19 protein-coding genes and 1 tRNA gene are annotated in these 21,222 nt (G+C 68.7%); 9 read left to right on the top strand and 11 right to left on the bottom strand.

Features of this window, described 5'->3' with window-relative positions:
• The first annotated feature begins 15 nt into the window (after positions 1 to 15).
• Together GTZ97_RS08680 and GTZ97_RS08675 are read left to right on the top strand one after the other, a co-directional pair.
• Positions 16 to 1,017, top strand: a complete 1,002-nt coding sequence (locus tag GTZ97_RS08680; protein WP_161650191.1) for a YheT family hydrolase — start codon at positions 16 to 18, stop codon at positions 1,015 to 1,017.
• Between the two features lie 7 nt (positions 1,018 to 1,024).
• The gene (locus tag GTZ97_RS08675; RefSeq protein WP_161650190.1) at positions 1,025 to 1,570 is read left to right on the top strand and encodes a DUF2946 family protein; all 546 of its coding nucleotides are present in this window, start codon (positions 1,025 to 1,027) and stop codon (positions 1,568 to 1,570) included.
• 55 nt (positions 1,571 to 1,625) lie between these two features.
• Here the strand turns inward: GTZ97_RS08675 and GTZ97_RS08670 are convergent, their stop codons facing one another.
• Positions 1,626 to 2,177, bottom strand: coding sequence for a c-type cytochrome (locus GTZ97_RS08670; RefSeq protein ID WP_161650189.1), 552 nt, complete (start codon positions 2,175 to 2,177; stop codon positions 1,626 to 1,628).
• A gap of 135 nt (positions 2,178 to 2,312) precedes the next feature.
• On the opposite strand from GTZ97_RS08670, the gene GTZ97_RS08665 reads away from it, so the two are divergent.
• The 6 genes from GTZ97_RS08665 (at position 2,313) to trmL (ending at position 10,070) form a co-directional block, all read left to right on the top strand.
• Positions 2,313 to 2,388, top strand: a tRNA-Arg gene (locus GTZ97_RS08665).
• Positions 2,389 to 2,610: 222 nt separating this feature from the next.
• Positions 2,611 to 3,717 carry a hypothetical protein gene (locus GTZ97_RS08660; protein ID WP_161650188.1) on the top strand — a complete coding sequence of 369 codons (1,107 nt, stop codon included), beginning with the start codon at positions 2,611 to 2,613 and terminating at the stop codon, positions 3,715 to 3,717.
• 81 nt (positions 3,718 to 3,798) lie between these two features.
• Positions 3,799 to 6,540: a cation-transporting P-type ATPase gene (locus GTZ97_RS08655; protein ID WP_161650187.1), complete on the top strand. Its 2,742-nt coding sequence runs from the start codon at positions 3,799 to 3,801 to the stop codon at positions 6,538 to 6,540.
• A gap of 37 nt (positions 6,541 to 6,577) precedes the next feature.
• Positions 6,578 to 7,930 (top strand): SLC13 family permease, encoded by a 1,353-nt coding sequence (locus GTZ97_RS08650; protein ID WP_161650186.1) that lies wholly within the window; start codon positions 6,578 to 6,580, stop codon positions 7,928 to 7,930.
• Between the two features lie 37 nt (positions 7,931 to 7,967).
• A complete protein-coding gene (locus GTZ97_RS08645; protein ID WP_161650185.1) occupies positions 7,968 to 9,590 on the top strand; it encodes an HDOD domain-containing protein in 1,623 nt (540 codons plus the stop codon).
• 9 nt (positions 9,591 to 9,599) lie between these two features.
• Entirely contained in the window at positions 9,600 to 10,070 is a 471-nt protein-coding gene (gene trmL / locus GTZ97_RS08640; protein WP_161650184.1) for a tRNA (uridine(34)/cytosine(34)/5-carboxymethylaminomethyluridine(34)-2'-O)-methyltransferase TrmL, read from the top strand.
• Positions 10,071 to 10,078: 8 nt separating this feature from the next.
• Here the strand turns inward: trmL and GTZ97_RS08635 are convergent, their stop codons facing one another.
• The 4 genes from GTZ97_RS08635 to GTZ97_RS08620 form a co-directional block, all read right to left on the bottom strand.
• The gene (locus GTZ97_RS08635; protein ID WP_161650183.1) at positions 10,079 to 11,068 is read right to left on the bottom strand and encodes an NAD(P)H-dependent glycerol-3-phosphate dehydrogenase; all 990 of its coding nucleotides are present in this window, start codon (positions 11,066 to 11,068) and stop codon (positions 10,079 to 10,081) included.
• An 18-nt stretch (positions 11,069 to 11,086) separates the two neighbouring features.
• Positions 11,087 to 11,530, bottom strand: a complete 444-nt coding sequence (gene secB / locus GTZ97_RS08630) for a protein-export chaperone SecB (protein ID WP_161650182.1) — start codon at positions 11,528 to 11,530, stop codon at positions 11,087 to 11,089.
• A gap of 153 nt (positions 11,531 to 11,683) precedes the next feature.
• Entirely contained in the window at positions 11,684 to 11,941 is a 258-nt protein-coding gene (grxC, locus tag GTZ97_RS08625; protein ID WP_161650181.1) for a glutaredoxin 3, read from the bottom strand.
• Between the two features lie 137 nt (positions 11,942 to 12,078).
• Positions 12,079 to 12,504 carry a rhodanese-like domain-containing protein gene (locus GTZ97_RS08620; RefSeq protein WP_161650180.1) on the bottom strand — a complete coding sequence of 142 codons (426 nt, stop codon included), beginning with the start codon at positions 12,502 to 12,504 and terminating at the stop codon, positions 12,079 to 12,081.
• A gap of 133 nt (positions 12,505 to 12,637) precedes the next feature.
• Here GTZ97_RS08620 and gpmA point away from each other — a divergent pair, with 133 nt between their 5' ends.
• Entirely contained in the window at positions 12,638 to 13,381 is a 744-nt protein-coding gene (gene gpmA / locus GTZ97_RS08615) for a 2,3-diphosphoglycerate-dependent phosphoglycerate mutase (RefSeq protein WP_161650179.1), read from the top strand.
• A 33-nt stretch (positions 13,382 to 13,414) separates the two neighbouring features.
• On the opposite strand, the gene GTZ97_RS08610 is transcribed toward gpmA, so the two are convergent.
• The 6 genes from GTZ97_RS08610 to accC all read right to left on the bottom strand — a co-directional run bounded on the left by GTZ97_RS08610 (position 13,415) and on the right by accC (position 21,219).
• Positions 13,415 to 15,070, bottom strand: coding sequence for a GMC oxidoreductase (locus GTZ97_RS08610; protein WP_161650178.1), 1,656 nt, complete (start codon positions 15,068 to 15,070; stop codon positions 13,415 to 13,417).
• A 130-nt stretch (positions 15,071 to 15,200) separates the two neighbouring features.
• A complete protein-coding gene (locus GTZ97_RS08605; RefSeq protein WP_161650177.1) occupies positions 15,201 to 16,193 on the bottom strand; it encodes an endonuclease/exonuclease/phosphatase family protein in 993 nt (330 codons plus the stop codon).
• Positions 16,190 to 17,098 (bottom strand): carbohydrate kinase family protein, encoded by a 909-nt coding sequence (locus tag GTZ97_RS08600; RefSeq protein WP_161650176.1) that lies wholly within the window; start codon positions 17,096 to 17,098, stop codon positions 16,190 to 16,192. The genes GTZ97_RS08605 and GTZ97_RS08600 overlap by 4 nt, the downstream gene beginning before the upstream one ends.
• A gap of 12 nt (positions 17,099 to 17,110) precedes the next feature.
• Positions 17,111 to 18,850 carry a zinc-ribbon and DUF3426 domain-containing protein gene (locus tag GTZ97_RS08595; protein ID WP_161650175.1) on the bottom strand — a complete coding sequence of 580 codons (1,740 nt, stop codon included), beginning with the start codon at positions 18,848 to 18,850 and terminating at the stop codon, positions 17,111 to 17,113.
• 50 nt (positions 18,851 to 18,900) lie between these two features.
• Positions 18,901 to 19,845 (bottom strand): 50S ribosomal protein L11 methyltransferase, encoded by a 945-nt coding sequence (prmA, locus tag GTZ97_RS08590; protein WP_161650323.1) that lies wholly within the window; start codon positions 19,843 to 19,845, stop codon positions 18,901 to 18,903.
• 24 nt (positions 19,846 to 19,869) lie between these two features.
• Positions 19,870 to 21,219 carry an acetyl-CoA carboxylase biotin carboxylase subunit gene (gene accC / locus GTZ97_RS08585; RefSeq protein WP_161650174.1) on the bottom strand — a complete coding sequence of 450 codons (1,350 nt, stop codon included), beginning with the start codon at positions 21,217 to 21,219 and terminating at the stop codon, positions 19,870 to 19,872.
• Between the last annotated feature and the right edge of the window lie 3 nt (positions 21,220 to 21,222).

Raw genomic sequence — 21,222 nt, 5'->3', positions numbered from 1 at the left:
CGCTCGGGAGTCGTCATGCAGCAATACGTCGCCCCGCTGTGGTTGGCGGGCAAAGGCTTTGTCGCAGGCAATGTGCAGACCATTTGGCCCGCAGTGGCCAGCAGGGTCCATCCGGATCGCCGTAACGACCCGGTGGCCTACCAGCGTGAACGCTGGCATACGCCGGATCAGGACTTCATCGACGTGGACCGCTTCCCGGCAGCCAGCGCGCGCGAGGGGCGTCCCCTGTTGGTGTTGTTCCACGGGCTGGAAGGCTCATCCCAGAGCCACTACGCGCGGGCGTTCGCGCTGTGGGCGCATGCGCAAGGCTGGGATTACGCCGTGCCGCATTTCCGCGGCTGCTCTGGCGAGCTGAACCTCGCCCCGCGCACCTATTACTCGGGCGACCATGCCGAGATCGACTGGATCCTGGCGCGTCTGGCTCAGGAGCACCCGGGTCCCATCGTGGCGGTGGGCATCTCGCTGGGGGGCAACATGCTGATGCGCTGGGCCCAGGAGGCCGGTGCATCGGCCGCCCAGCGCGTACGTGCGGCCGTGGCCGTGTGCTCGCCGCTGGATCTGGAGGCCAGCGCCAAGGCGCTGTCTCGCGGGCTGGCCGGGCGCCTGTATACCCGCATGTTCTTGCGCACGCTCAAGGACAAGGCCATGGCCAAGCTGGCGCAGCACCCCGGTCTGTGCGACGTCCAGGCCCTGCAGGCCTCTCACGACTTCTACACCTACGACAACGCCTTCACGGCGCCTGTGCATGGTTTCGCCAGCACCGAGGACTACTGGGCCCGCTGCTCGGCCAAGCCTCATCTGCGCGGTCTCAAGGAGGTGCCGGTGTTGCTGCTCAACGCCCGCAACGACCCGATGGTGCCAGCCTGGAGCTTGCCCACGCGCAGCGAGGTCGGGCCGGCGGTGACGCTGTGGCAGCCGCATGAAGGTGGGCATGTCGGGTTCCCTGCAGGGCGTTTCCCGGGGCATGTGGCGTCGCTGCCCGAGTCCGTCGGACAATGGCTCCACCAACATCTTTGAGACCCGCATGGACGACATCGTCAAAGCCGCGCTGAAGAAATGGCCCAACGTGCCCCATTGCTACGGATGGCTGGCGCTCGACGCGCGCGGCGACTGGTATCTGCGTGATGAGCCCACGCAGGCGGCGGGCCCCTTCCCGCAGTCGAAGGGCCAGCGCGTGGTGCACGACAAGCTCAAGGACTTCATCTGCCGCAACTACGAATGCGATGAGCGGGGGGCGTGGTTTTTCCAGAATGGGCCGCAGCGTGTGTACGTGGAGCTGGAGGCCTCGCCCTGGGTCATGGGCGTGCAGCGCACGGCTGACGGCGCCGGGTTCACCATTGCCACCCACATCGGCGAGCCGGTCGGTGCCGTGCGCGCGGCCTGGGTGGATGAGCAAGGGCGGCTGTTTCTTGATACCGATGCGGGATTCGGGATCGTGCGCTCGCCCGACATGGCCGTGGCAGCCGATGCGGTCGATGCCAACGAGTGGCCGGTGCACGAATGCCAGGCCGACAGCCTGCCCGCGCGATTCGGCTTTCTGCTCAGTCCGCAAGGCGCCATGCGGACATGAAAAAAGCCGGCCCGATGAGCCGGCTTTCTTGCGAGGGTGGAGGCCCTTTGGGTACTTACGGGGCCGAAGCCGCGTCGGCAGGCGCAGCAGCACCTTCCGGGGCCTTGGGCGCGTCGAACTTGCCGCCACCGGCGTTGACCAGGTGCACCACGGCCAGGCTGATCTCGTGATCGGAGAAGTCGCCACCACCTTGCGGGGGCATGGCGTTGAAGCCCTTCAGGGCGTGGTCGACCAGGGTGTTCAGACCCTTGCCGAGACGGGCCGTCCAGTCACCGGCTTCACCGAACTTGGGCGCGCCCAGCATGCCTGCGTTGTGGCAAGCGGCGCATTGGGCTTTGTAGACGTCTTCACCCGATCGGGGGCCGGCGTTGGCCGACACCATCTTCAAGTCGACCTGACCGACGGGCATGATGCGTTCGGCCACAGCCTGGGGGCTCAGCGCGTCGCTGCCGGCGGCCTGCTTGCTGCCCGTGGTCACGTAGGTGACCAGCAACACGATGATCACCACGGGCACGAGGAAAGCCAGCACCACGGCGGTAATCAGTTGCTGGGGCGTGCTGATCGGGCCTTCGTGGCCAGACTCGTTGGATTGGGGCGCTTGGCTCATGGGGTCTTGTCGTGCGCGTAGAGGTTGAGTGGGTCAGCGCGTGGCCGGATTCGACCAGCATGCCGAAGGGGAGATTATAGGCTGTGCCAGCGCGGCGAAGGAACCCTCGCGCAGCGCTGCTAGAATGACGCCGTTGCGCCCGTAGCTCAATGGATAGAGTACTGCCCTCCGAAGGCAGGGGTTGCTGGTTCGATCCCAGCCGGGCGCGCCACGTGAATCACCCGACACCTTTTGTGCTCGGGTTTTTTTACGCCTGGATGGTGTGCTCGCGTCTGCACTTCCCGGCGCCGCGCGTGCAAGTCAGTCGCCCGCCTGTCCCCGGATTTCCCCTCTCAGGCTGTTTTGCTGAATGGCGTTAAATGAGTTGAGTTCTGTGCGCGCCCAGCCGCGGCGCTTGCGCATGTGAACCATCCATCACGACCTCAGGGGCAACATGACCATCCGTTTCAAGGGCGCACAATGCGCCTGGGCGCTCGCGCTGGCGCTGTGTGTCAGCCAGACCATGGCCCAGTCGAGCTACACCGTCAGCACGCTGGATGGTGTTCACCTGACCTTCGCCGCCGACGAAAGGCTGGACGAGGCCGATCGGGTGCTGGGCAACCGTTCCCGCTTTGTGTTTCAGAGTTCGATTGGCGGTTTGGGCCCGTTTGGCGGCTACGTGCCGCGCAGCGCCTACTGGGCGGCTAGCACGTCGACCACGGTGTCGCCCACCAGCCTGTTTGGCTCTGCTGCCGAGTGGAGCACCCGCGCGGTCAGCGACAACGGGCGGTGGCAGGCGCTCGCCAGCACGGCCACCGACCGGCTCGCACGCAGCCAGGGCACGAGCGTCACCCGTCTGGATGCCGCTCAGGGAACCACGCCGGGCCACGTCGTGACCGACATCAACAACATTGGTGACATGGCTGGCTTCAACAGCAGCCGCAATGGCGACGGCGTGTCGGTCGACCAGCCGCTGGTGTGGCGCAACGGGCTGCGCCAGAGCTTGCCGCTCAACGGGGCTGTCGGCGGCCGTGCCCAGACTGTCAACAACCTGGGCGACGTGGCTGGTGCGCTGTGGTTTCCACCCTTGCCGGGCACCAATGCGGCCGATTTTGTGTGGCGCGCAGCCCGGTGGCAGCAAGGCGCGGTCACCTGGGTGGCCGACCCGGCGGTGGTTGCGGGCGCGTCGGTGGTCACCGCCATGAACGACAGGGGTGACATGCTGGTGTCCAGTCGCAACGGTGGCTACAGCGCGTTCGTGGTCAGCGCGTCGGGACAGGTGACGGCCCTGTCGCCACAACGCAGCATGGTGCTGGCGTATGACATCAATGCCTCGGGCGTGGCGGTCGGTGAGGCGGGCGGACGCGCGGTCTTCTGGGTGAATGGCGTTGAGGTCGACCTTGCCGCTCATCTGGCTGCCAAGGGCGTGACCAGGGTCGGCAACTGGCAGTTGCTGGCCGTGCTGGACATCAACGACAAGGGCTCCATGATCGTGCGCTATCGCTTGCCTTCTGATGCCGCGAGCACGTTCCGCAAGGCGCGGCTGACGGCCCGGCCCTGAGGGCCTCAAAGGATGGCGTTGCTCGCCATCCTTGATCTGGCTCAGCTCTGATGCTTTTGGGGCCATGCTGTAATCGCCCGCATGACCCGTCCCACCCCCGTTCTGCCGGCGGCTCGGCCGTCCGTCGCTGCCCACGCTCAGCCGCCTGAGGCGGTGCTCGCTGCTCTGTCGGCCCAGCCGGAAGGTCTGAGCCAGGCGGAGGCCGATCGCCGGTTGCAGCGACATGGGCCCAACCGCCTGGCCGAATCCGCGCCGGTGAGCGCCTGGATGCGGCTGCTGCGACAGTTCAACAACACGCTGCTCATCGTGCTGATGCTGGCAGCAGCCGTCACGGGCTGGATGGGGCACTGGGTGGACACAGCGGTCATTGCCGCCGTCGTGGTGCTCAACGCGGTCATCGGTTTCGTCCAGGAGGGCAAGGCCGAGAAGGCGCTGGCCGCAATCCGTCACCTGCTGGCGCCGCACGCGGTGGTGCTGCGCGATGGGCATGCGCGCGATGTGGACGCGGCCGATCTGGTGCCGGGCGACATCGTGTTGCTGGCCTCGGGCGACAGGCTGCCGGCCGATGTGCGGCTGCTGCAGGCGCGCAACCTGCGGGTGGACGAGGCCGCGCTGACGGGTGAGTCCGTCCCGGTGGACAAGGCCATCGAGGCGGTGGATGAGGGTGCAGCGCTGGGTGACCGACGCTGCATGGGCTATGCGGGCACCATGGTGACACAGGGCCAGGCGCGGGCGGTGGTGGTGGCCACGGGCGCGCAGACCGAGATGGGCCGCATCGGACGCCTGCTCGAGACGGTCGAGGAAGGCACGACACCGTTGCTGCGCAAGATGGCGGCTTTCGGCCGCACCTTGACCTTTGCCATCATGGCCCTGGCTGCGCTGCTGTTCGGTTACGCCACGCTGGTGCGCCAGATGCCGGCTGCCGAGGTGTTCATGGCGGCCGTGGGCCTGGCGGTAGCGGCCATCCCGGAGGGGCTGCCGGCCATCCTCACCATCACGCTGGCCATCGGCGTGCAGCGCATGGCGGCGCGCCATGCGGTGATCCGGCGGCTGCCGGCGGTCGAAACGCTGGGTGCGGTCACGGTGATCTGTTCGGACAAGACCGGCACGCTCACTCGCAACGAGATGACGGTGCAGCAGGTGATCTGCGCGGGTCAGACCTTGACGGTGGCGGGGGCGGGTTACGCCCCGGAGGGCGCCATCAGCCTGGATGGCAGGGTGCTGGAAGGCGAGACCTTGCGCGCCTGCGCTCCCGCCGCCTGGGCGTTGCTGCAGGCCGCGGCCTTGTGCAATGACGCCAGCCTGCACGACGAGGGCGGCAATTGGAACCTGGCGGGTGACCCGACCGAGGGCGCCTTGCTGACCTTGGCCATGAAGGGCGGCGTGGTCCCGGTGGCGCTGCAGATCGAGCGGCCGCGGCTCGAGGTCATTCCATTCGAGTCAGAGTACCGCTACATGGCGACGCTGCATGCGGATGAGGCCGGCGGGCAGGTCTGGCTCAAGGGGGCGCCGGAGCGTGTGCTCGCGATGTGCGACACGCAGTTGCAGCCAGACGGGTGCATGGCACCGCTGGTCATGGCCGACTGGCTGGCTGCCATCGAAGAGCAGGCCCGCGCCGGGCGACGCGTGCTCGCGTTGGCTGGCAAGCGCATGCCCGCGGGCACGGTGGATCTGGACCATGCGCATGTGGCCGAAGGCCTGACCTTGCTCGGGCTGGTGGGCATCATCGACCCGCCTCGGCAGGAGGCCATCGAGGCGGTCGCGCGCTGTCGCCAGGCTGGCATCCGTGTGACGATGATCACGGGTGACCATGCGGTGACGGCCACCGCCATTGCCGAGCAGTTGGGCATGGGGGAGGCGGGTCAGCTCCGGGCCCTGACCGGGCCCGAGATCGAGGCCATGGACGATGCGGCGCTGCGGGAGGTGGTGCGCGAGACGCGTGTGTTCGCCCGTGCCAGCCCCGAGCACAAGCTGCGTCTGGTGCGCGCGCTGCAGGCCAATGGCGACATCGTCGCGATGACGGGCGATGGCGTGAACGATGCGCCCGCGCTCAAGCAGGCCGATGTGGGTGTGGCCATGGGCCGCAAGGGCACGGAGGCGGCCAAGCAGGCTGGCGCCGTGGTGCTGGCTGACGACAATTTCGCCTCGATTGCGCATGCGGTCGAAGAAGGGCGCACGGTCTACGACAACCTGCGCAAGACGGTGACGTTTCTGCTGCCCATCAATGGCGGTGAGTCGCTGTCGCTGCTGGTGGCCATCCTCCTGGGGTTGAGCCTGCCGATTGCGCCGGCGCAGATTCTGTGGGTGAACATGGTGAGCTCGGTGGCCCTGGCGCTTGTGCTGGCCTTCGAGCCGGCCGAGTCGGATGTGATGCGACGTCCACCTCGGCCGGTGGACGAGCCCATGCTGTCGGGCTTCGTGGTGTGGCGCGTGCTGTTCGTCTCGACGCTGTTTCTGATGGGTATCTTTGGCATGCATACCTGGGCGTTGCAGCAGGGGTGGTCGGAGGCTGTGGCGCGCACGGTGGCGGTCAACACGCTGGTGTGCATGGAGGTGTTCTACCTTTTCAGCGTGCGGTATCTGAAAGCGCCGTCATTCACGCTGCACGGTGTGCGCGGCACGCCGCGGGTGCTGGCCGCCGTGGCCCTGGTGGCAGTGTTGCAGTTGCTGTTCAGCTACGCGCCTTTCATGCACAGTCTCTTCAGCAGTGCATCGCTGCCTTGGGAGGCGATGCCATGGATCGGTGCGGTCGGCTTGCTCGTGCTGCTGGTGCTGGAGCTGGAGAAGGCGCTGCTGCGCCACACGGGTGTCGCGGCCCGCTGAGGGCGGTCGTCGCCATGCGTGATTGCGGAGAAAGGCCATGGAGCTGGTTTGGCGGTGGGGGGTGTGCGCACTCGTGGCGCTGGCCGGGGCCTGGCTGCTGCCCGGCGAAGGTGAATTGCGCCTGGGCCTGTGGCTGTTCCTCGTCATAGCCTGTTTGTGGCTGACGCAGGCCTGGCATGTCACGGCCACCGCCTTGCTGGTGCCCGTGCTCGCCGTGGTGATGGGCCTGCAAAGCCCCAAGGCCGCGCTGGCGGCCTTTGCGCACCCGATCATCTTTCTGTTTCTGGGTGGGTTTGCGCTGGCCGCGGCCCTGTCGCGCCACGGGCTGGACCGCGCCATGGCCACGGCCGTGCTGCGCTGGGCCGGCGGGCACCGGCTGCGCGCTGTGGCCATGCTGTGCGGGCTGGCGGCGCTGCTGTCGATGTGGATGAGCAACACGGCCACGGCCGTGATGATGTTGCCGCTGGCGCTGGGCCTGCTGCAGCCGCAGCCGGGTGTGCCGGATGCGCGGCCGGCCGAGCGCGCCTTCGTGTTGCTGGCCCTGGCCTACAGCGCCAGCCTCGGCGGGGTGGCCACCTTGGTCGGTAGCCCGCCCAACGCGTTGGCCGCCGCGCAGGCCAGCATCGGGTTTGCCGAATGGTTGTGGCGCGCGGGGCCGCTGGCGCTGGTGATGTGGCCGGTGGTCATGGGGCTGTTGTGGCTCTTGCTGAAGCCCGTCCTGTCGGGCCGCGTGCCCATGCGGGCGACCGATGACGGCGCAGCGCCGTGGACATGGACCCGTGCGCGTGCCATGACGGTTGTCATCTTCGTGCTGGCCGTAGCCGGTTGGGTGGGCGGCGCACCGCTGGCCGCGTGGCTCGGTGTCGAGGCTGACATGGACACCGTGGTCGCGCTGGCCGCCATCCTGGCGTTGCTGGGCTCGGGCACCGTGGGCTGGCGTGATGTCGAGCAGCAGACGCAGTGGGGCGTGCTGCTGCTGTTTGGCGGCGGGCTCGCCCTCAGCGGCCTGATGGCCAGCACGGGCGCCAGTGCCTATCTGGCCGATGCCCTGCTGACCGCGCTGGCAGGGGCTTCCCTGGTCTGGCTGCTGCTGGGCGTGGTGGCCTTTGTGGTCTTCCTGACCGAGTTGGTCAGCAACACCGCGAGCGCGGCCTTGCTGTTGCCGCTGCTGCTGCCGGTGGGGCAGGCCATGGGGCTCGATCCGGTCACGCTGGCTGTGGCCATCGCCGTGGCAGCCTCGTGCGCCTTCATGCTGCCCGTGGCCACGCCGCCCAACGCCATCGTGTTCGCCACCGACCAGGTGCCGCAAGCCACCATGGTGCGCTGTGGCTTTTGCCTCAATCTCGTCTGTCTGTTGCTGATTGCGGGCCACGCGGTTTTGTGGGCATGATGCAGGTCTGACACACGCACCCCCCGGGAGCCGCGCCTTGACCGATGTCGCGCCGACAGCCGTCCAGCCCACCGACGAAGCCCGTCTGACCCTCGACTACCTCTTGCGGCGCATGCGCTTCAAGAGCGATTTCCCGGCGCTGTCTACCTCGGTGTCACGCATCCAGGCGCTGTCCGAGTCTGAACACGACAGCCTGCAGGCCCTGTGTGACGAGATCCTGCAGGACGTGGCGCTGACCAACAAGCTGCTCAAGGTCGTCAACACCGCGCATTACCGCCGGGCCGGTACCGACCCGATCAGCACGGTGTCGCGCGCGGTGCTGCTGCTGGGCGTGGCGGGGGTGCGCAACCTTGCGCTGTCGCTGATGCTGCTGGAGCACATGCCCGATCGCGATCACGCTCGGCAGCTCAAGATCGAGTTCCTGCAGACGGTGATGGCCGGCACGCTCGCGGCCGAGCTCAGCGCCGACCGGCGCGAGGCCGAAGAAGCTTTCGTGGGCACGCTGTTTCGCCAGCTGGGCTGGCTGCTGGTGTCGTACTACCTGCCGGACGATGCCGAGCAGATTCGGCTGCAGTGTGGCGCCGAGCCCGATGAGATGCCGGCGCCTGACGCCCTGCGCCGCGTGGCGCGTGGCGTGCTCGGCGTCGGGCTCGATGACCTGGCCGACCACGTTTCCGCGCTCTGGGGCCTGCCTGAGGGGCTGCGCGCTTGCATGCGCCAGCCCGAAGGCGCACCCCCGCCGTACTCGCTCGCGGCCCGCCCCGAGCGCTTTGCCTGGCTGGCGTCGCTCAGCCACGACGCGGCCCACCGGCTGATGGAGACCGATCCGCCCGAGCTGGGGCGCGTGCTGGACGACCTGGCGCGGCCGTATGCGCGCGCACTGGCCGTGTCGACCACCGGGCTGCGCGACGCCCTGGGCCGCGCCAGCCAGCGGCTCAGCGAGCTCAGCAGCGCATTGAACCTCGCGCTGCCAGCAGCGGCGCCGGTCGAGCGGATGATGGAGGCGTTCTACGTGGATGCGCCCAACGCCGGCGCGGACACGGTCGAGCCCGACCAACTCGGCTTGGACACCGAGGCTGGTGTGTTGTCGCAGGCCCCACTGCCGCCGCGCGATGCCAGCAGCGTGCTGACCAGCGGCATCCAGGACATTGCCAACACGCTGGTCGAATCCTTCCGGCTCAACGACGTGCTGCAGATGGTGCTCGAGACCGTGCTGCGGGCGCTGGATTGCCGTCGCGTGATCTTCTGCCTGCGCGATCCACGCGCGCAGGCGCTGGTCGGCCGCGTGGGGCTGGGTGAGGGCGCCGAGGCGATCAAGGGCTGCTTCCGCGTGCCGCTTGCGAACCCGCCGGCAGGGCAGCAGCCCGACCTGTTCAGCGCCGTCTGCCTGCGCCAGGCCGACACGCTGATTGCCGATGCCAGCGCGCCCAACATCGTCTCGCGCCTGCCAGACTGGTTTCGGGATCAGGTCCAGGCGCCGACCTTTCTGTTGCTGCCGCTGGCCATGAAGCGGGCCGGGCAGCCCGACATGGTCATCGGGCTGATCTATGCCGACAAGGCGCACGCCGATTCGCTGCGGCTTGACGAGCAGGAGCTGTCGCTGCTGCGCACCTTGCGCAACCAGGCCGTGATGGCCTTCAAGCAGAGCGCCGGAGGATAATGCGGCCCCATGTTCCGCATCGTCCTGGTTGAGCCCGAGATCCCGCCCAATACCGGCAACGTCATCCGCCTGGCGGCCAACACCGGCTGCGAGCTGCACCTGGTTGAACCCTTGGGGTTCTCGATGGACGACAAGCTGCTGCGGCGTGCGGGGCTGGATTATCACGAGTTCGCTGAGGTGCGCCGCCATGCCGACTGGCCGGCCTTTGTGGACGCAGCCCAGCCGGACCCAGCGCGGCTGTTTGCCTTCACCACCCACGGCAGCCGACCGTTCGGCGAGGTGGCCTGGCAGCCAGGCGACTGGCTGGTGTTCGGCTGTGAAACCCGTGGCCTGGCGCCCGAGTTGCGTGAGCGCTTCCCGCTGGCGCAGCGGGTGCGCCTGCCCATGCGGCCGGGGCAGCGCAGCCTCAATCTGAGCAATGCGGTGGCCGTGACGGTGTTCGAGGCCTGGCGCCAGAACGGCTACGCGGGCGGTAGCTGAGCCAGACCTCAGCCCTCCGCCTTGGCCTCGCGGCGCATCAGCGTCATCACTGCGTTGGCCGGCGTGATGCGGCCTTCCAGCACCCCCACCACCGCTTCAGTGATGGGCATGCTCACCCCCAGCTGTTGCGCGCGCTGCCATACCGTGGGCGCGCTGTAGACGCCTTCGGCCACGTGGCCCAGGTCAGCGAGGATCTGGGCCAGCGGCTTGCCCGTGGCCAGCTGCAGGCCGACCTGGCGGTTGCGCGACAGGTTGCCGGTGGCAGTCAGCACCAGATCGCCCAAGCCGGACAGGCCCATGAAGGTGTCGGCCCGCGCGCCCAGGGCCACGCCCAGGCGCGTCATCTCGGCCAGACCGCGCGTCACCAGGGCAGCCCGGGCGTTGAGCCCAAGGTTCATGCCGTCGACGATGCCGGTGGCGATGGCCAGCACGTTCTTGACCGCGCCGCCCACTTCCACGCCGATCGGGTCGGTCGAGGTGTAGACGCGCAGGCTGTCGCTGTGGAAGGCGGCCACGGCCTGTTCGCACAGGGCCGGGTGGTTGGCGGCAGCCACCAGCGCGGTGGGTGCGGCGTGGGCGACCTCTTCGGCAAAGCTGGGGCCCGAAAGGATGCCGTAGCGGCCCTCAGGACGGATCGCCTGGGCCACTTCATGGCCAAGCCGGCCCGTGCCTTTTTCGAAGCCCTTGCACAGCCACAGCACCGGCACGTCAGCCGGCAGGCTGCGCAGCATGCCGTCGAGCGCCGCCATCGGGGTGCCGATGACGATCAGGCCGCCGGCTGTCTGCGCGTGCGCGACGGCGGCGCCGAGGTCGGACGTGAGCTGCAGATCGGGTGGGAAGGCCGCGTCGGGCAGGTAGCGGGTGTTGCTGCGCGCGGCCGCCATGGCGGCCACCTGCTCGGCGTCACGTGCCCACAGGCACACACCCGGGTTGTGCCGGGCTGCGCTGATGGCCAGCGCGGTGCCCCAGGCGCCCGCGCCCAGAACCGTGAGGTTCATGTGGAGCGGCGCCGGGAATCAGGCCTGGCCGGCAGCCTGGGCCAGCTGGGCTTCGTACATGGCCTGGAAGTTCACTTCCGTCAGGTGCACGGCGGGGAAGCCGGTGCGGTTCAGTACGTCGGCCACGGTGGCGCGCAGGTAGGGGTAGACGATCTGCGGGCAGGCGATGGCGATGATGGGCTGCATCTGCTCTTGCGGCACGTTCTTGATCTCGAACAGGCCGGCTTGCTTGGCTTCGACCAGGAACAGCACCTTGTCGTTGATCTTGGCCGTCACGGTGGCGGTCACCGAGACTTCGTAGACGCTCTCGACCACGGGCTCGGCGTGCAGGTTCAGCTGCACGTCGACGTTGGGCTGGCCTTGCTCCAGCAGGATCTGGGGCGCGTTGGGCAGCTCCAGCGACAGGTCTTTGAGGTAGATGCGCTGGATGGCAAAGCTGGGTTGGTTGGCTTGGTCGCTCATGAGGTGTCCTGGTGAATTGAATGGGTGGCCTTGGCGCTTCGGTTGGCGCGCAAGGCCCAAGCCGCAAACGGGTCGGGGGGCATTATGGCCCACCCGCGTGACACCTCTGCAGGGGGGCTGGCGCGTTTTCGCGCGCAGCCCGTGCGGTGCTGGTCAGGCCTGCAGCATCGGCATCAGTTCGCCGCGCTGGTCCAGCGCGATCAGGTCGTCGCAGCCGCCCACGTGGGTCTCGCCGATGAAGATCTGCGGTACGGTGCGCCGGCCGGTGATGGCCATCATGTGGTCGCGCTGCGCCGGGTCCAGATCGATGCGGATCTCTTCGATGGCCTCGACGCCCCGTTGCTTGAGCAGCGCCTTGGCGCGCAGGCAGTAGGGGCAGACCTGGGTGGTGTACATCTTGACGGCTGGCATGGTGGGCTCGCGTGCGCCGCTTCAGCGGCTTGTTCACATGGACAAGTCTGAATTGTCCGTCCAGGCCGGATGACCCACCAGCCTGTGGGGGCGTTGCCTCGCCGCAGTGAGTGGCCTGCAGCCTGTCCTTTGGGCCTTTAGCCCTTGTCCTGGCTGCGAGTCACCGGGAGGTTGGCCTCGCGCCAGGCCTTCAGGCCACCTTGCAGCGCCTGGGCGTTCTCATAGCCCATCTTGCGCAACTGGGCTACCGCGCGGCCCGAGCGCTGGCCCGTGGCGCACACCACAACCAGGGGAATCTGCTTGTTGCCAGGCAGGCCCTTGGCTTCGCCCAGCGAAGCCAGCGGGATGTTGCGCGCGCCCGCGATGTGGCCGGCGGCGTGTTCGGCCGGCTCGCACACATCGATCACCTGGGCCTTCTCCTTGTTGATCAGCTGCACGGCCTGGGCCGGGCTCAGGCCGCTGCCGCCGGCGTCGCGCAGTTGCTGCAGCAACAGCAGGCCGCCCGAGGTGGCGGCTGCCAGGATCCAGTACCAGTTGTCTGCGAGGAAGCTCGACGAGGTCATGCGCGTGTCTTTCGAAGCGTGAGAGGGCAGGCGGCGCCGGGCCAGCCTGCAGGCAGGGCGGGATTATAGAATTGCGGGTTTCCCGGGCGGGCCGCTCCGGGGTTTTGCGCCACCTCCATTGGGACAGAACGTCATGTACAAGCTCGTGCTGATTCGCCACGGCGAATCCACCTGGAACCTGGAAAACCGCTTCACCGGCTGGACCGATGTGGAGCTGACCCCCACCGGCATCTCGCAGGCCATGGCCGCCGGCAAGCTGCTCAAGGCCGAAGGCTACGAGTTTGACGTGGCCTACACCTCGGTGCTCAAGCGCGCCATCCACACGCTGAACTACGCGCTCGACGAGATGGACCGTACCTGGCTGCCGGTCGTTAAGGACTGGCGCCTCAACGAGCGCCACTACGGTGGCCTGCAGGGCCTGAACAAGGCCGACATGGCCAAGCAGTATGGCGATGAGCAGGTTCTGGTCTGGCGGCGCAGCTACGACACGCCGCCGCCTGCCCTGGAGGCGAACGACCCGCGCGGCCAACGCCAGGACGTGCGCTACGCCAAGCTGAACCCGGAGCAGATCCCGCTGACCGAGTGCCTCAAGGACACGGTGGCCCGGGTGGTGCCCTACTGGAACGAGGTGCTGGCGCCGGCGATCAAGAGTGGTCAGCGCATCCTGATCGCGGCACACGGCAACTCCATCCGAGCGCTGATCAAGTACCTCGACAACATCGGCGACAACGACATCGTGGGCGTGAACATCCCCAACGGTATCCCGCTGGTGTACGAGCTGGACGCCGACCTCAAGCCCATCAAGCACTACTACCTGGGCGATGCCGAAGCCGCTGCAGCCGCAGCTGCGGCCGTGGCCAAGCAGGGCAAGGCCTGATCCAGTCCTCAGGCGCGAGCCGATCGAGCCCGTTCAGGCAATCACGTCACTGCGCAGGATGTGCGCCATGTTGCGCTCGGCCAGCGCGGTGATCGTGACAAAGGGGTTGACCCCCACGCTACCGGGAATCAAGGCCCCGTCGGTCACATACAGCCCGCGATGGCCGGTCACGCGGCCGTGGTCATCGGTGGCCTGGCCCAGCAGGCAGCCGCCCAGCGGGTGGTAGGTGAAGTCGTCTGCGAAGCTGCGCCCGCCGCCGAACAGGTCCACGCGGTAGAGGGTGCCTTCGCGTCGGTTGATGGTGTCCAGCAGGCCCTTGAGCGCCTGCACGCTGGTCGCGTTCTGCTCTCGCCGCCAGTCGAGCACCACCTTCCCGCTTACCGTGTCGAGGCGGAAGCTCGCCCGCTCGGGGTTGCGTGTCACGCCCAGGTACATGCTCACCCAGTTCTCGAAGCCCGTGGGCAGGGGCGTGATCTCGGCGAACACCGGCCGGGTGGGGTGATCCCAGTCGTCGATGCCCATCAGCGGCATCGTGCATTGCACGGTGCCGGTCGGGTGCCACACGTGGTTGGCGCGGGCGGCCATGACGTTGCCATTGTTGCCCCAGCCCTGGCCCACAGCGGCCGGTAGCCGCGGCAGGTCGCCCGTGTCGCGCGCCTTGACCAGCATGCTGCTGGTGCCGACGCTGCCGGCGCCCAGGAACACGCTGCCGCAACGCAGTTGCGATGTGCCGAGCACCGTGCCTTGCGCGTCGATCTGCCGCACGTCCAGCAGGTAGTCGCCGTCTGCCTGCTGCCGGATGCGTGTGACCTCGTGCAGGCAGTACAGCGCCAAGCGGCCGGTGCCCATGGCCTCGGCCAGGTAGGTGCGGTCCAGGCTGAGCTTGCCGTGTTCGTTGCCGTAGATGACCTCTTGCGCCAGCGCCGACCGGGGCGCGGCTTGCCGCTCTTCGCGGGCCAGGTAGTCGAGGTCGTAGACCGATGGGACAAAGGTGGTGCGAAAGCCTGCCCGCTGCGCCTGGTCGCGTGCCACGCGTGCATAACGCTGCGACGCCGCCGATTCGAACCAGACCGGGTCCACCTGGCCCACGCCCAACGTGCGGTTGGCCAGTGGGAACCAGCGCTGGTACATCTCGTCGCTGTCGAGCTGCGGCAGGATGCGGGCGAGGTAATCGCGCCGGGGCGTGACCGCCATGCCGCCGTTGACCAGCGAGCCACCCCCCACGCCGCGCCCAGCGTACACGCTGATGCCCGGGAAGTTGATCCGGTCGAGCACGCCCGCATACCGCGGGATCTTGCGGTTGATCACGTCCAGCCCGAGAAAGCTCTGCAGGGGCGCCTCGGTGCGGTCCTTGAACCACATGGCTCGGCCGTCGGGCGACAGCGTCTTGCAGAAGATGCGGCCATCGTCGGCGGGCTGCGTCCACAGCCGGCCCATCTCCAGCATGACGACGGGGATGCCGGCCTGCGCGAGCCGCAGCGCGGCGACCGCCCCGCCGTAGCCCGAGCCCACCACCACGCAAGGCGCCCGGCCCAGGCTGCCCAGCGGGCGTGCGGGCGTGGCCGCGCGGGCATCCAGGCGCGCACCCTGCGCATTGGCCCGCGCCCCCGCGGTGAAGGCGCTCAGCCCGGTGGCGGCGGCGGCCTGCATCACGGCTTGCCCGATGAAACGGCGACGGTGGGGGTTCATGGCGGACTTCCTCGATCGGTACGACAGCGTTCACCGTAACGGTAAACGTATTCCGTTTGCGTCAAGGAAAACGTGTCCCCCCGCCTGGATGCGGGGCGGGCCGACCTGGGGGCTTCTGGCGACAAGCGGCTCAGGGCCGCAGCGTCCAGATCAGCGGGCAGTGATCGGACAGGGGTCGACCGAGGTCGGCGTCGTCATACGGCTGACGCGCGAACAGCCGGCTGGGATGGCGTTGCGCCAGAGACGACGAGATCAGGATGTCGTCGATGTAGCGGCGGTGGGTGTCGTCTCGGTGGCAGGCGAGGTAGGGTTGCGCCTCGGTGGCGCGCAGCAGCACGGCACCCGGCGGCTGGTCGTCGCTCCAGGCCTGCACGAGGTTGAGCGGCGCATCTTCATCGGGCCCCGCATCGAAACGGGCGTCCTGATCCAGATGGCGGTTGAAATCGCCCATCACGGCAAAGGCCACGCGCTCGCGGACGCGGGCGTCGATCCAGGCCTCGACCACGGGGACCTGCTGGCGCAACCGCTCGCACGGAGCAAAGCGCCGGTCCAGTCGGCCGTTGAAGCAGCCGCTCTTGAGGTGCACCGCCAGGATGCGTACCGCCTGCGGCGTGCCCGGGTAGAGCGTCACGTCGGCGCCGGCGCGGCTGCTGCCGTCCACATCGAGTTCGGTCAGCGCGGGGTGGCAGCGGTAGGGCACGCCATCACGGATGGCAAAGCCCACGTTCTGCGGGTGGCGACGCGGGGTGAAGCAGTCCAACCGCCAGCCCTGCCGGAACACCTGTCGGCCGGCCTCCGCGCCATCCACCTCCTGCAGGGCCACGACGTCGACGCCGCGTGCGCCGAGGCGATCGGCATACCGCGCCAGCACGGCGAGATCGGTGGCGTCCCGCACGGGTGGCGGCTTGCGCCCTGGCGTGCACGGGAGTGCGCGGCTGTCGCTGTCGGGCTGCTGGGGCTGGCAGCGTGCGCCCAGCTCACCGCGCGTGGCCGGAGTCATCAGCCATTCGATGTTCCAGGTCGCCAGCGTCAGTGCATGAACGGAGGGCGTGGCGCACGCGCCAGCCAGCCAGACGATCCAGGCCAGCGCGGCGAGCCAGCGCCGAAAAGCGGGTGGGGTCACAGGCCCAGGGCTGCGCGGTCGAGGGTGTAGTTCTGCGGGCCGGCCACCGCGATCTTGATGGCGCCCAGCTGGTTGGCCAGCGCCACCGATTTCACCAGGTCCCACCCCTGCGACAGGCCATACAGCAGGCCGCCGCGGAAGGCGTCGCCACAGCCGGTGGGGTCGACCACGGCGGCAGCCTTGACGCCGGGCACGTGGGTCTTCTCGCCCTTCACATAGACGTGGCAGCCGTCGGCGCCCAGCGTCTCGATCAGGCCTTGAAGGTGGGCGGCCTGTGAGATCTCGGCCAGGCTCTGGCCAGTGCGGTCGGCCAGCATCTTGCCCTCGTAGTCGTTGACGGCCACCCAGCTGGCCTGCGACACGAAGCGCTTGAGGTCGTCGCCGTCGAACATCGGCAGGCCCTGGCCCGGATCGAAGATGAACGGGATCTTGGCGGCCTGCAGTTGCTCGGCGTGCTGGATCATGGCGTCGCGGCCGTCCGGTGCCACGATGGCGAGCTTCACCGCCGGGTCGGCCTCGATCTTCAGCCGGTGGGCCTGGCCCATGGCGCCGGGGTGGAAGGCGGTGATCTGGTTGTTGTCCTGGTCGGTGATGATGATGGCCTGGGCGGTGTAGTCGTCTTCCACCGTCATCACGTGGCGCAGGCTGATGCCCTGGTGCTCGAGGTGGTTGCGGTAGAGCGCACCGTCCTTGCCCAGGGTGGCCATGATCAAGGGCTCGCCGCCCAACTGCTTGAGCGCGTAGGCGATGTTGCCGGCACAGCCCCCGAACTCCTTGCGCATGGAGGGCACCAGGAAGGACACGTTCAGGATGTGGACCTGCTCGGGCAGGATCTGCTGGGCAAAGCGGCCCGTAAAGGTGGTGATGGTGTCAAAGGCCAGCGAGCCGCAGATCAGGACAGACATGGATGAAGGGTCTCAGGGATAGAAAAGTTCGGCCGTGTAACCGGCGGGGTCCAGCCCGACCAGCTGGAGCGACCAGCTGAGCGTGCCGGACGCGCGTGCCGGCATGCCGGGCGGCGGAGGCACGCCGGCAGCGCTGGCAGCGGGCGCCTCGGCTTGCCAGTCGGCGGCGCGCACGGGCAGCGTGCGGCGCGCCAGCACCTGGCCGTTGCGGTCGTTGAGCACCAGGTCGACGGCTGGCCAGGCCAGCTCGGTGGCCGTGCTGCTGCGCACGACCAGGCTCAGGCGGTAGCGGTCGGGGCCTTCGGATTCGGCGCGCACCAGCGTGGCGTGGTCCACCTGGAAGGCCTCCAGGTTGCGCGGCAGGCCCAGCTGACACTGCGCCCAGGCACACCACTGGACCAACCAGGGGCGCAAGGCTGGCTCGCGTGCGGCGACCCAGTCGCGTTGCTGGTGCAGCACCTGTGCACCCAGGGTCAACAGCAGGGCGAGGCTGAGCCCGCTGAGCAGCCCGCGTGTACCGGGGTGGCGCCACATGGCCTGGCGGCGCGCCTGACGGAGGAACTCGGGCGTGGGCGGTTGCGTGTCGCGCCCCGAGCGGCGGCCTTTGCGATCGCGCGAGGATGCACGTTCGCTGGTGCGGCGGGCCAGTAGCTCGGCTTCCGTGGGCGCGGGCGCGTCGCCGGGCTGGGCCTGCGCATCGGCTGCGGGCGCGGGCGCGTCGTCGTCGGCGAAGCGTGAGGGCAGCGTGGTGGGGCCATCCTCTTCGATCGGTGGCAGGGCAAGCCCTGCCGGCGCCGCAGCGTCCGCGGAGGTCGGCGGCACAGCGGTTGGGGCCGCAGGAGCCGAGACAGCCTGTGACGACGAGGGGGCCGGTGGCGGTGTGTCATGCCCAGCAGCGGGCGCGCCGCTTTGCCCCAGGCGGGCCAGCGAGGGCGGCGCCGTGCTGGGCATGGGCGTGGGCTCGAGCAGCCAGTCTTCTTCCGCGTCAAGCATCGCGTCGCTGGGGAATTCCGCATCGGCGAACTCCGGCCCGCGCACGCGGCGCACGGCGGGCCGCTTGCTGCGCGAGGACGGCAGCAGGTAGCGCGAGTCCAGCGCATCGGCCTCGTTCGTCATGGGCAGGCTCAGCGGGCCGCCGCCGCTGTCGTGCTCCATCGGCTCGGTGTCACGCCCGGGCAAGGGCACCGACGTATCGAGCTCGAAATCGTCGACTCCACGCACGGTCAGGCGTGTCGGCGGCTCCGGGGGCACGGGCGGCACGGGCGCGGAAGGCAAGGCGGACAGGGGGGCAGCTGCCGGCGTGACGGGCGGCGCCGGAGGGGCCGGGCGCGGTGCGAGCCCGGGCGTGACCACGGGTTGGCGCGGCGGGGCAGACGGCAGATCGGCCAGCGGGGTGGCCCGTGCTGGTGGCGGTGTTCTGACGGGTGCCGCTGCCGCTGCCGAGGACGCGGGCGCCGGTGGCGCTGCTGGCGTCTGCGAGACGGGGCGCGGCGTGGCCTGCGGAGTGGGGGCGGGCGCCGTCCTTGGCGTACTGTGTGGGGTGCTCTGTGGCTGGCTCGCCACCGGATTCTGCGCCGGCGGGGGAGTGGGCCGCGGAGGGGGCGCCTCCGTGTCCAGGTCGAACAAGGCGGGCAGCGCGTTGAACACCTCGTTGCAGCGGCCACAGCGCACCCAGCCTTCCGAGACCTTCAATTGGTCTTGGACGACCTTGAAGATCGTGCCGCAGTGGGTGCAACGGGTGGCCAGGCTCATAAGGGCCCTTTATGCCATTTTTTCAGCGCAGAACCGCGGTGGGGCCGGGTTCATCCCGCCCGCGCCACCTGTTTGTGGGCGGTCATCAGGATCCAGCCCTCTTCTTCGTTGGCCACCCGCAACTCGAAGCCGGCCTCGGCGTAGGCGTCCGTCAGCTCTTGCTCCTGGCGTGCCAGGATGCCGGCCAGCACCAGATGGCCGCCAGGCGCCACGTGGCCCGCCAGCAGCGGGGCCAGCATCTTCAGCGGCGTGGCCAGGATGTTGGCCAGCACCACTGGGTAGGCGCCTTCGGCCTCGCCGACCAGGTCGGGCAGGCCCACGCGCAATGGCAACCGGCCCTGCGCATCCTTGAGGTGGGCGACGTTGGCGTCGGCATTGGCCAAGGTGGCGTCCACCGCCGCGGGGTCGATGTCGACCGCATCGGCCGAGGCCGCGCCATGCAGCAGCGCGCCGATGGCGAGGATGCCCGAGCCACAGCCGTAGTCCAGCACCGGCTGCCCTGCGTAAGCGTCGGCGTGTTGGGCCAGCCACTTCAGACACATGCGCGTCGTGGGGTGCGTGCCCGTGCCAAAGGCCAGACCCGGGTCCAACCGCATGGCCACCCGGGCGCCAGCCGGCACCTCGTGCCAGGTCGGCACGATCCAGAAGGCATCGGTGATGGGCACGGGCTGAAACTGCGATTGCGTCAGCCGCACCCAGTCCTGTTCATCCACAGCCTGGATGCCCTGCACGTGAATGTCATGGGCCCAGTCCTGTGCCAGGATCAGGGTGACGGCCTCCAGGGCCTGGGCCTCGTCCGGGAACAGGCTCTTGATCGTGGAGCGCTGCCAGGCCTCACGAGGCACGGGCATGCCCGGCTCACCCCACAGGGCTTCTTCGTGCTCGGTGTCGGCGTCGGCGTCTTCCACCGAAACCGACAGCGCCTCGACTTCCATCAAGGCATCGCTGAGCAGCTCGACCTCGGCCTCCTGGGCCAGCAGGGTCAGTTCGAACAGGGGCATGGCAGCGGTTCCGGCTGGTCAGCGCTTGCGCGCGGCCATCCAGTTTTCGAGGTAGTGGATGTCGGTGCCGCCTTCGACGAACTTGGCGTCGACCATCAGCTCGCGGTGCAGCGGGATGTTGGTCTGGATGCCTTCGACGACCGTCTCGGACAGGGCGGTGCGCATGCGAGCCAGGGCCTGCTCCCGCGTGTCGCCGTGCACGATGATCTTGCCGATCATCGAGTCGTAGTTGGGCGGCACGAAGTAGTTCGTGTAGGCATGCGAGTCGACGCGCACGCCGGGGCCGCCGGGCGGGTGCCACATGGTGATGCGGCCCGGCGACGGGATGAACTTGACCGGATCCTCGGCATTGATGCGGCACTCGATGGCGTGGCCCCGCGTCTCGATCTGGCGCTGCGTGAACGGCAGCTTCTCGCCAGCGGCCACGCGGATCTGCATCTGCACGATGTCGATGCCGCTTGTCATCTCGGTGACGGGGTGCTCCACCTGCACGCGCGTGTTCATCTCAATGAAGTAGAACTCGCCGTTTTCGTACAGGAACTCGAAGGTGCCCGCACCGCGGTAGCCGATCTTCTTGCAGGCGGCCGCGCAGCGGTCGCCCACGCGGTCGATCAGCCGGCGGGGGATGCCAGGCGCCGGTGCTTCTTCAATGATCTTCTGATGGCGGCGCTGCATCGAGCAGTCGCGCTCGCCCAGCCACACGGCGTTCTTGTGCTGGTCGGCCAGCACCTGGATCTCGATGTGGCGCGGGTGCTCCAGGAACTTCTCCATGTAGACCGCCGGGTTGCCGAAGGCGGCCTGCGCCTCGCCCTTGGTGGTCTGCACGGCATGGATCAGCGCCGCTTCGGTGTGCACCACGCGCATGCCGCGGCCACCGCCGCCGCCTGCGGCCTTGATGATCACCGGGTAGCCGATGGCCCGGGCCGTGCGGATGATCTCTTTCGGATCGTCGGGCAAGGCGCCTTCGGAGCCGGGGACGCAGGGCACGCCCGACTTGATCATGGCCTGCTTGGCTGCGACCTTGTCGCCCATGATGCGGATGGACTCCGGCGTCGGGCCGATGAAGGTGAAGCCCGATTGCTCGACGCGCTCGGCGAAGTCGGCGTTCTCGGACAGGAAGCCGTAGCCGGGGTGGATGGCTTCGGCGTCGGTCACTTCGGCGGCCGAGATGATGGCCGGCATGTGCAGGTAGCTCTGCGCAGAAGGGGCGGGGCCAATGCACACGGCCTCGTCGGCGAGCTTGACGTACTTGGCGTCGCGGTCGGCCTCGGAGTAGACAACCACCGACTGGATGCCCATCTCGCGGCAGGCGCGCTGGATGCGCAGGGCGATCTCGCCTCGGTTGGCGATGAGGATCTTCTTGAACATGAA

This window comes from Aquabacterium fontiphilum (genome assembly GCF_009909205.1).
In the GTDB taxonomy this organism is placed as follows: Bacteria; Pseudomonadota; Gammaproteobacteria; order Burkholderiales; family Burkholderiaceae_C; genus Aquabacterium; species Aquabacterium fontiphilum.
This window is presented reverse-complemented; position numbering and strand designations above follow the sequence as displayed.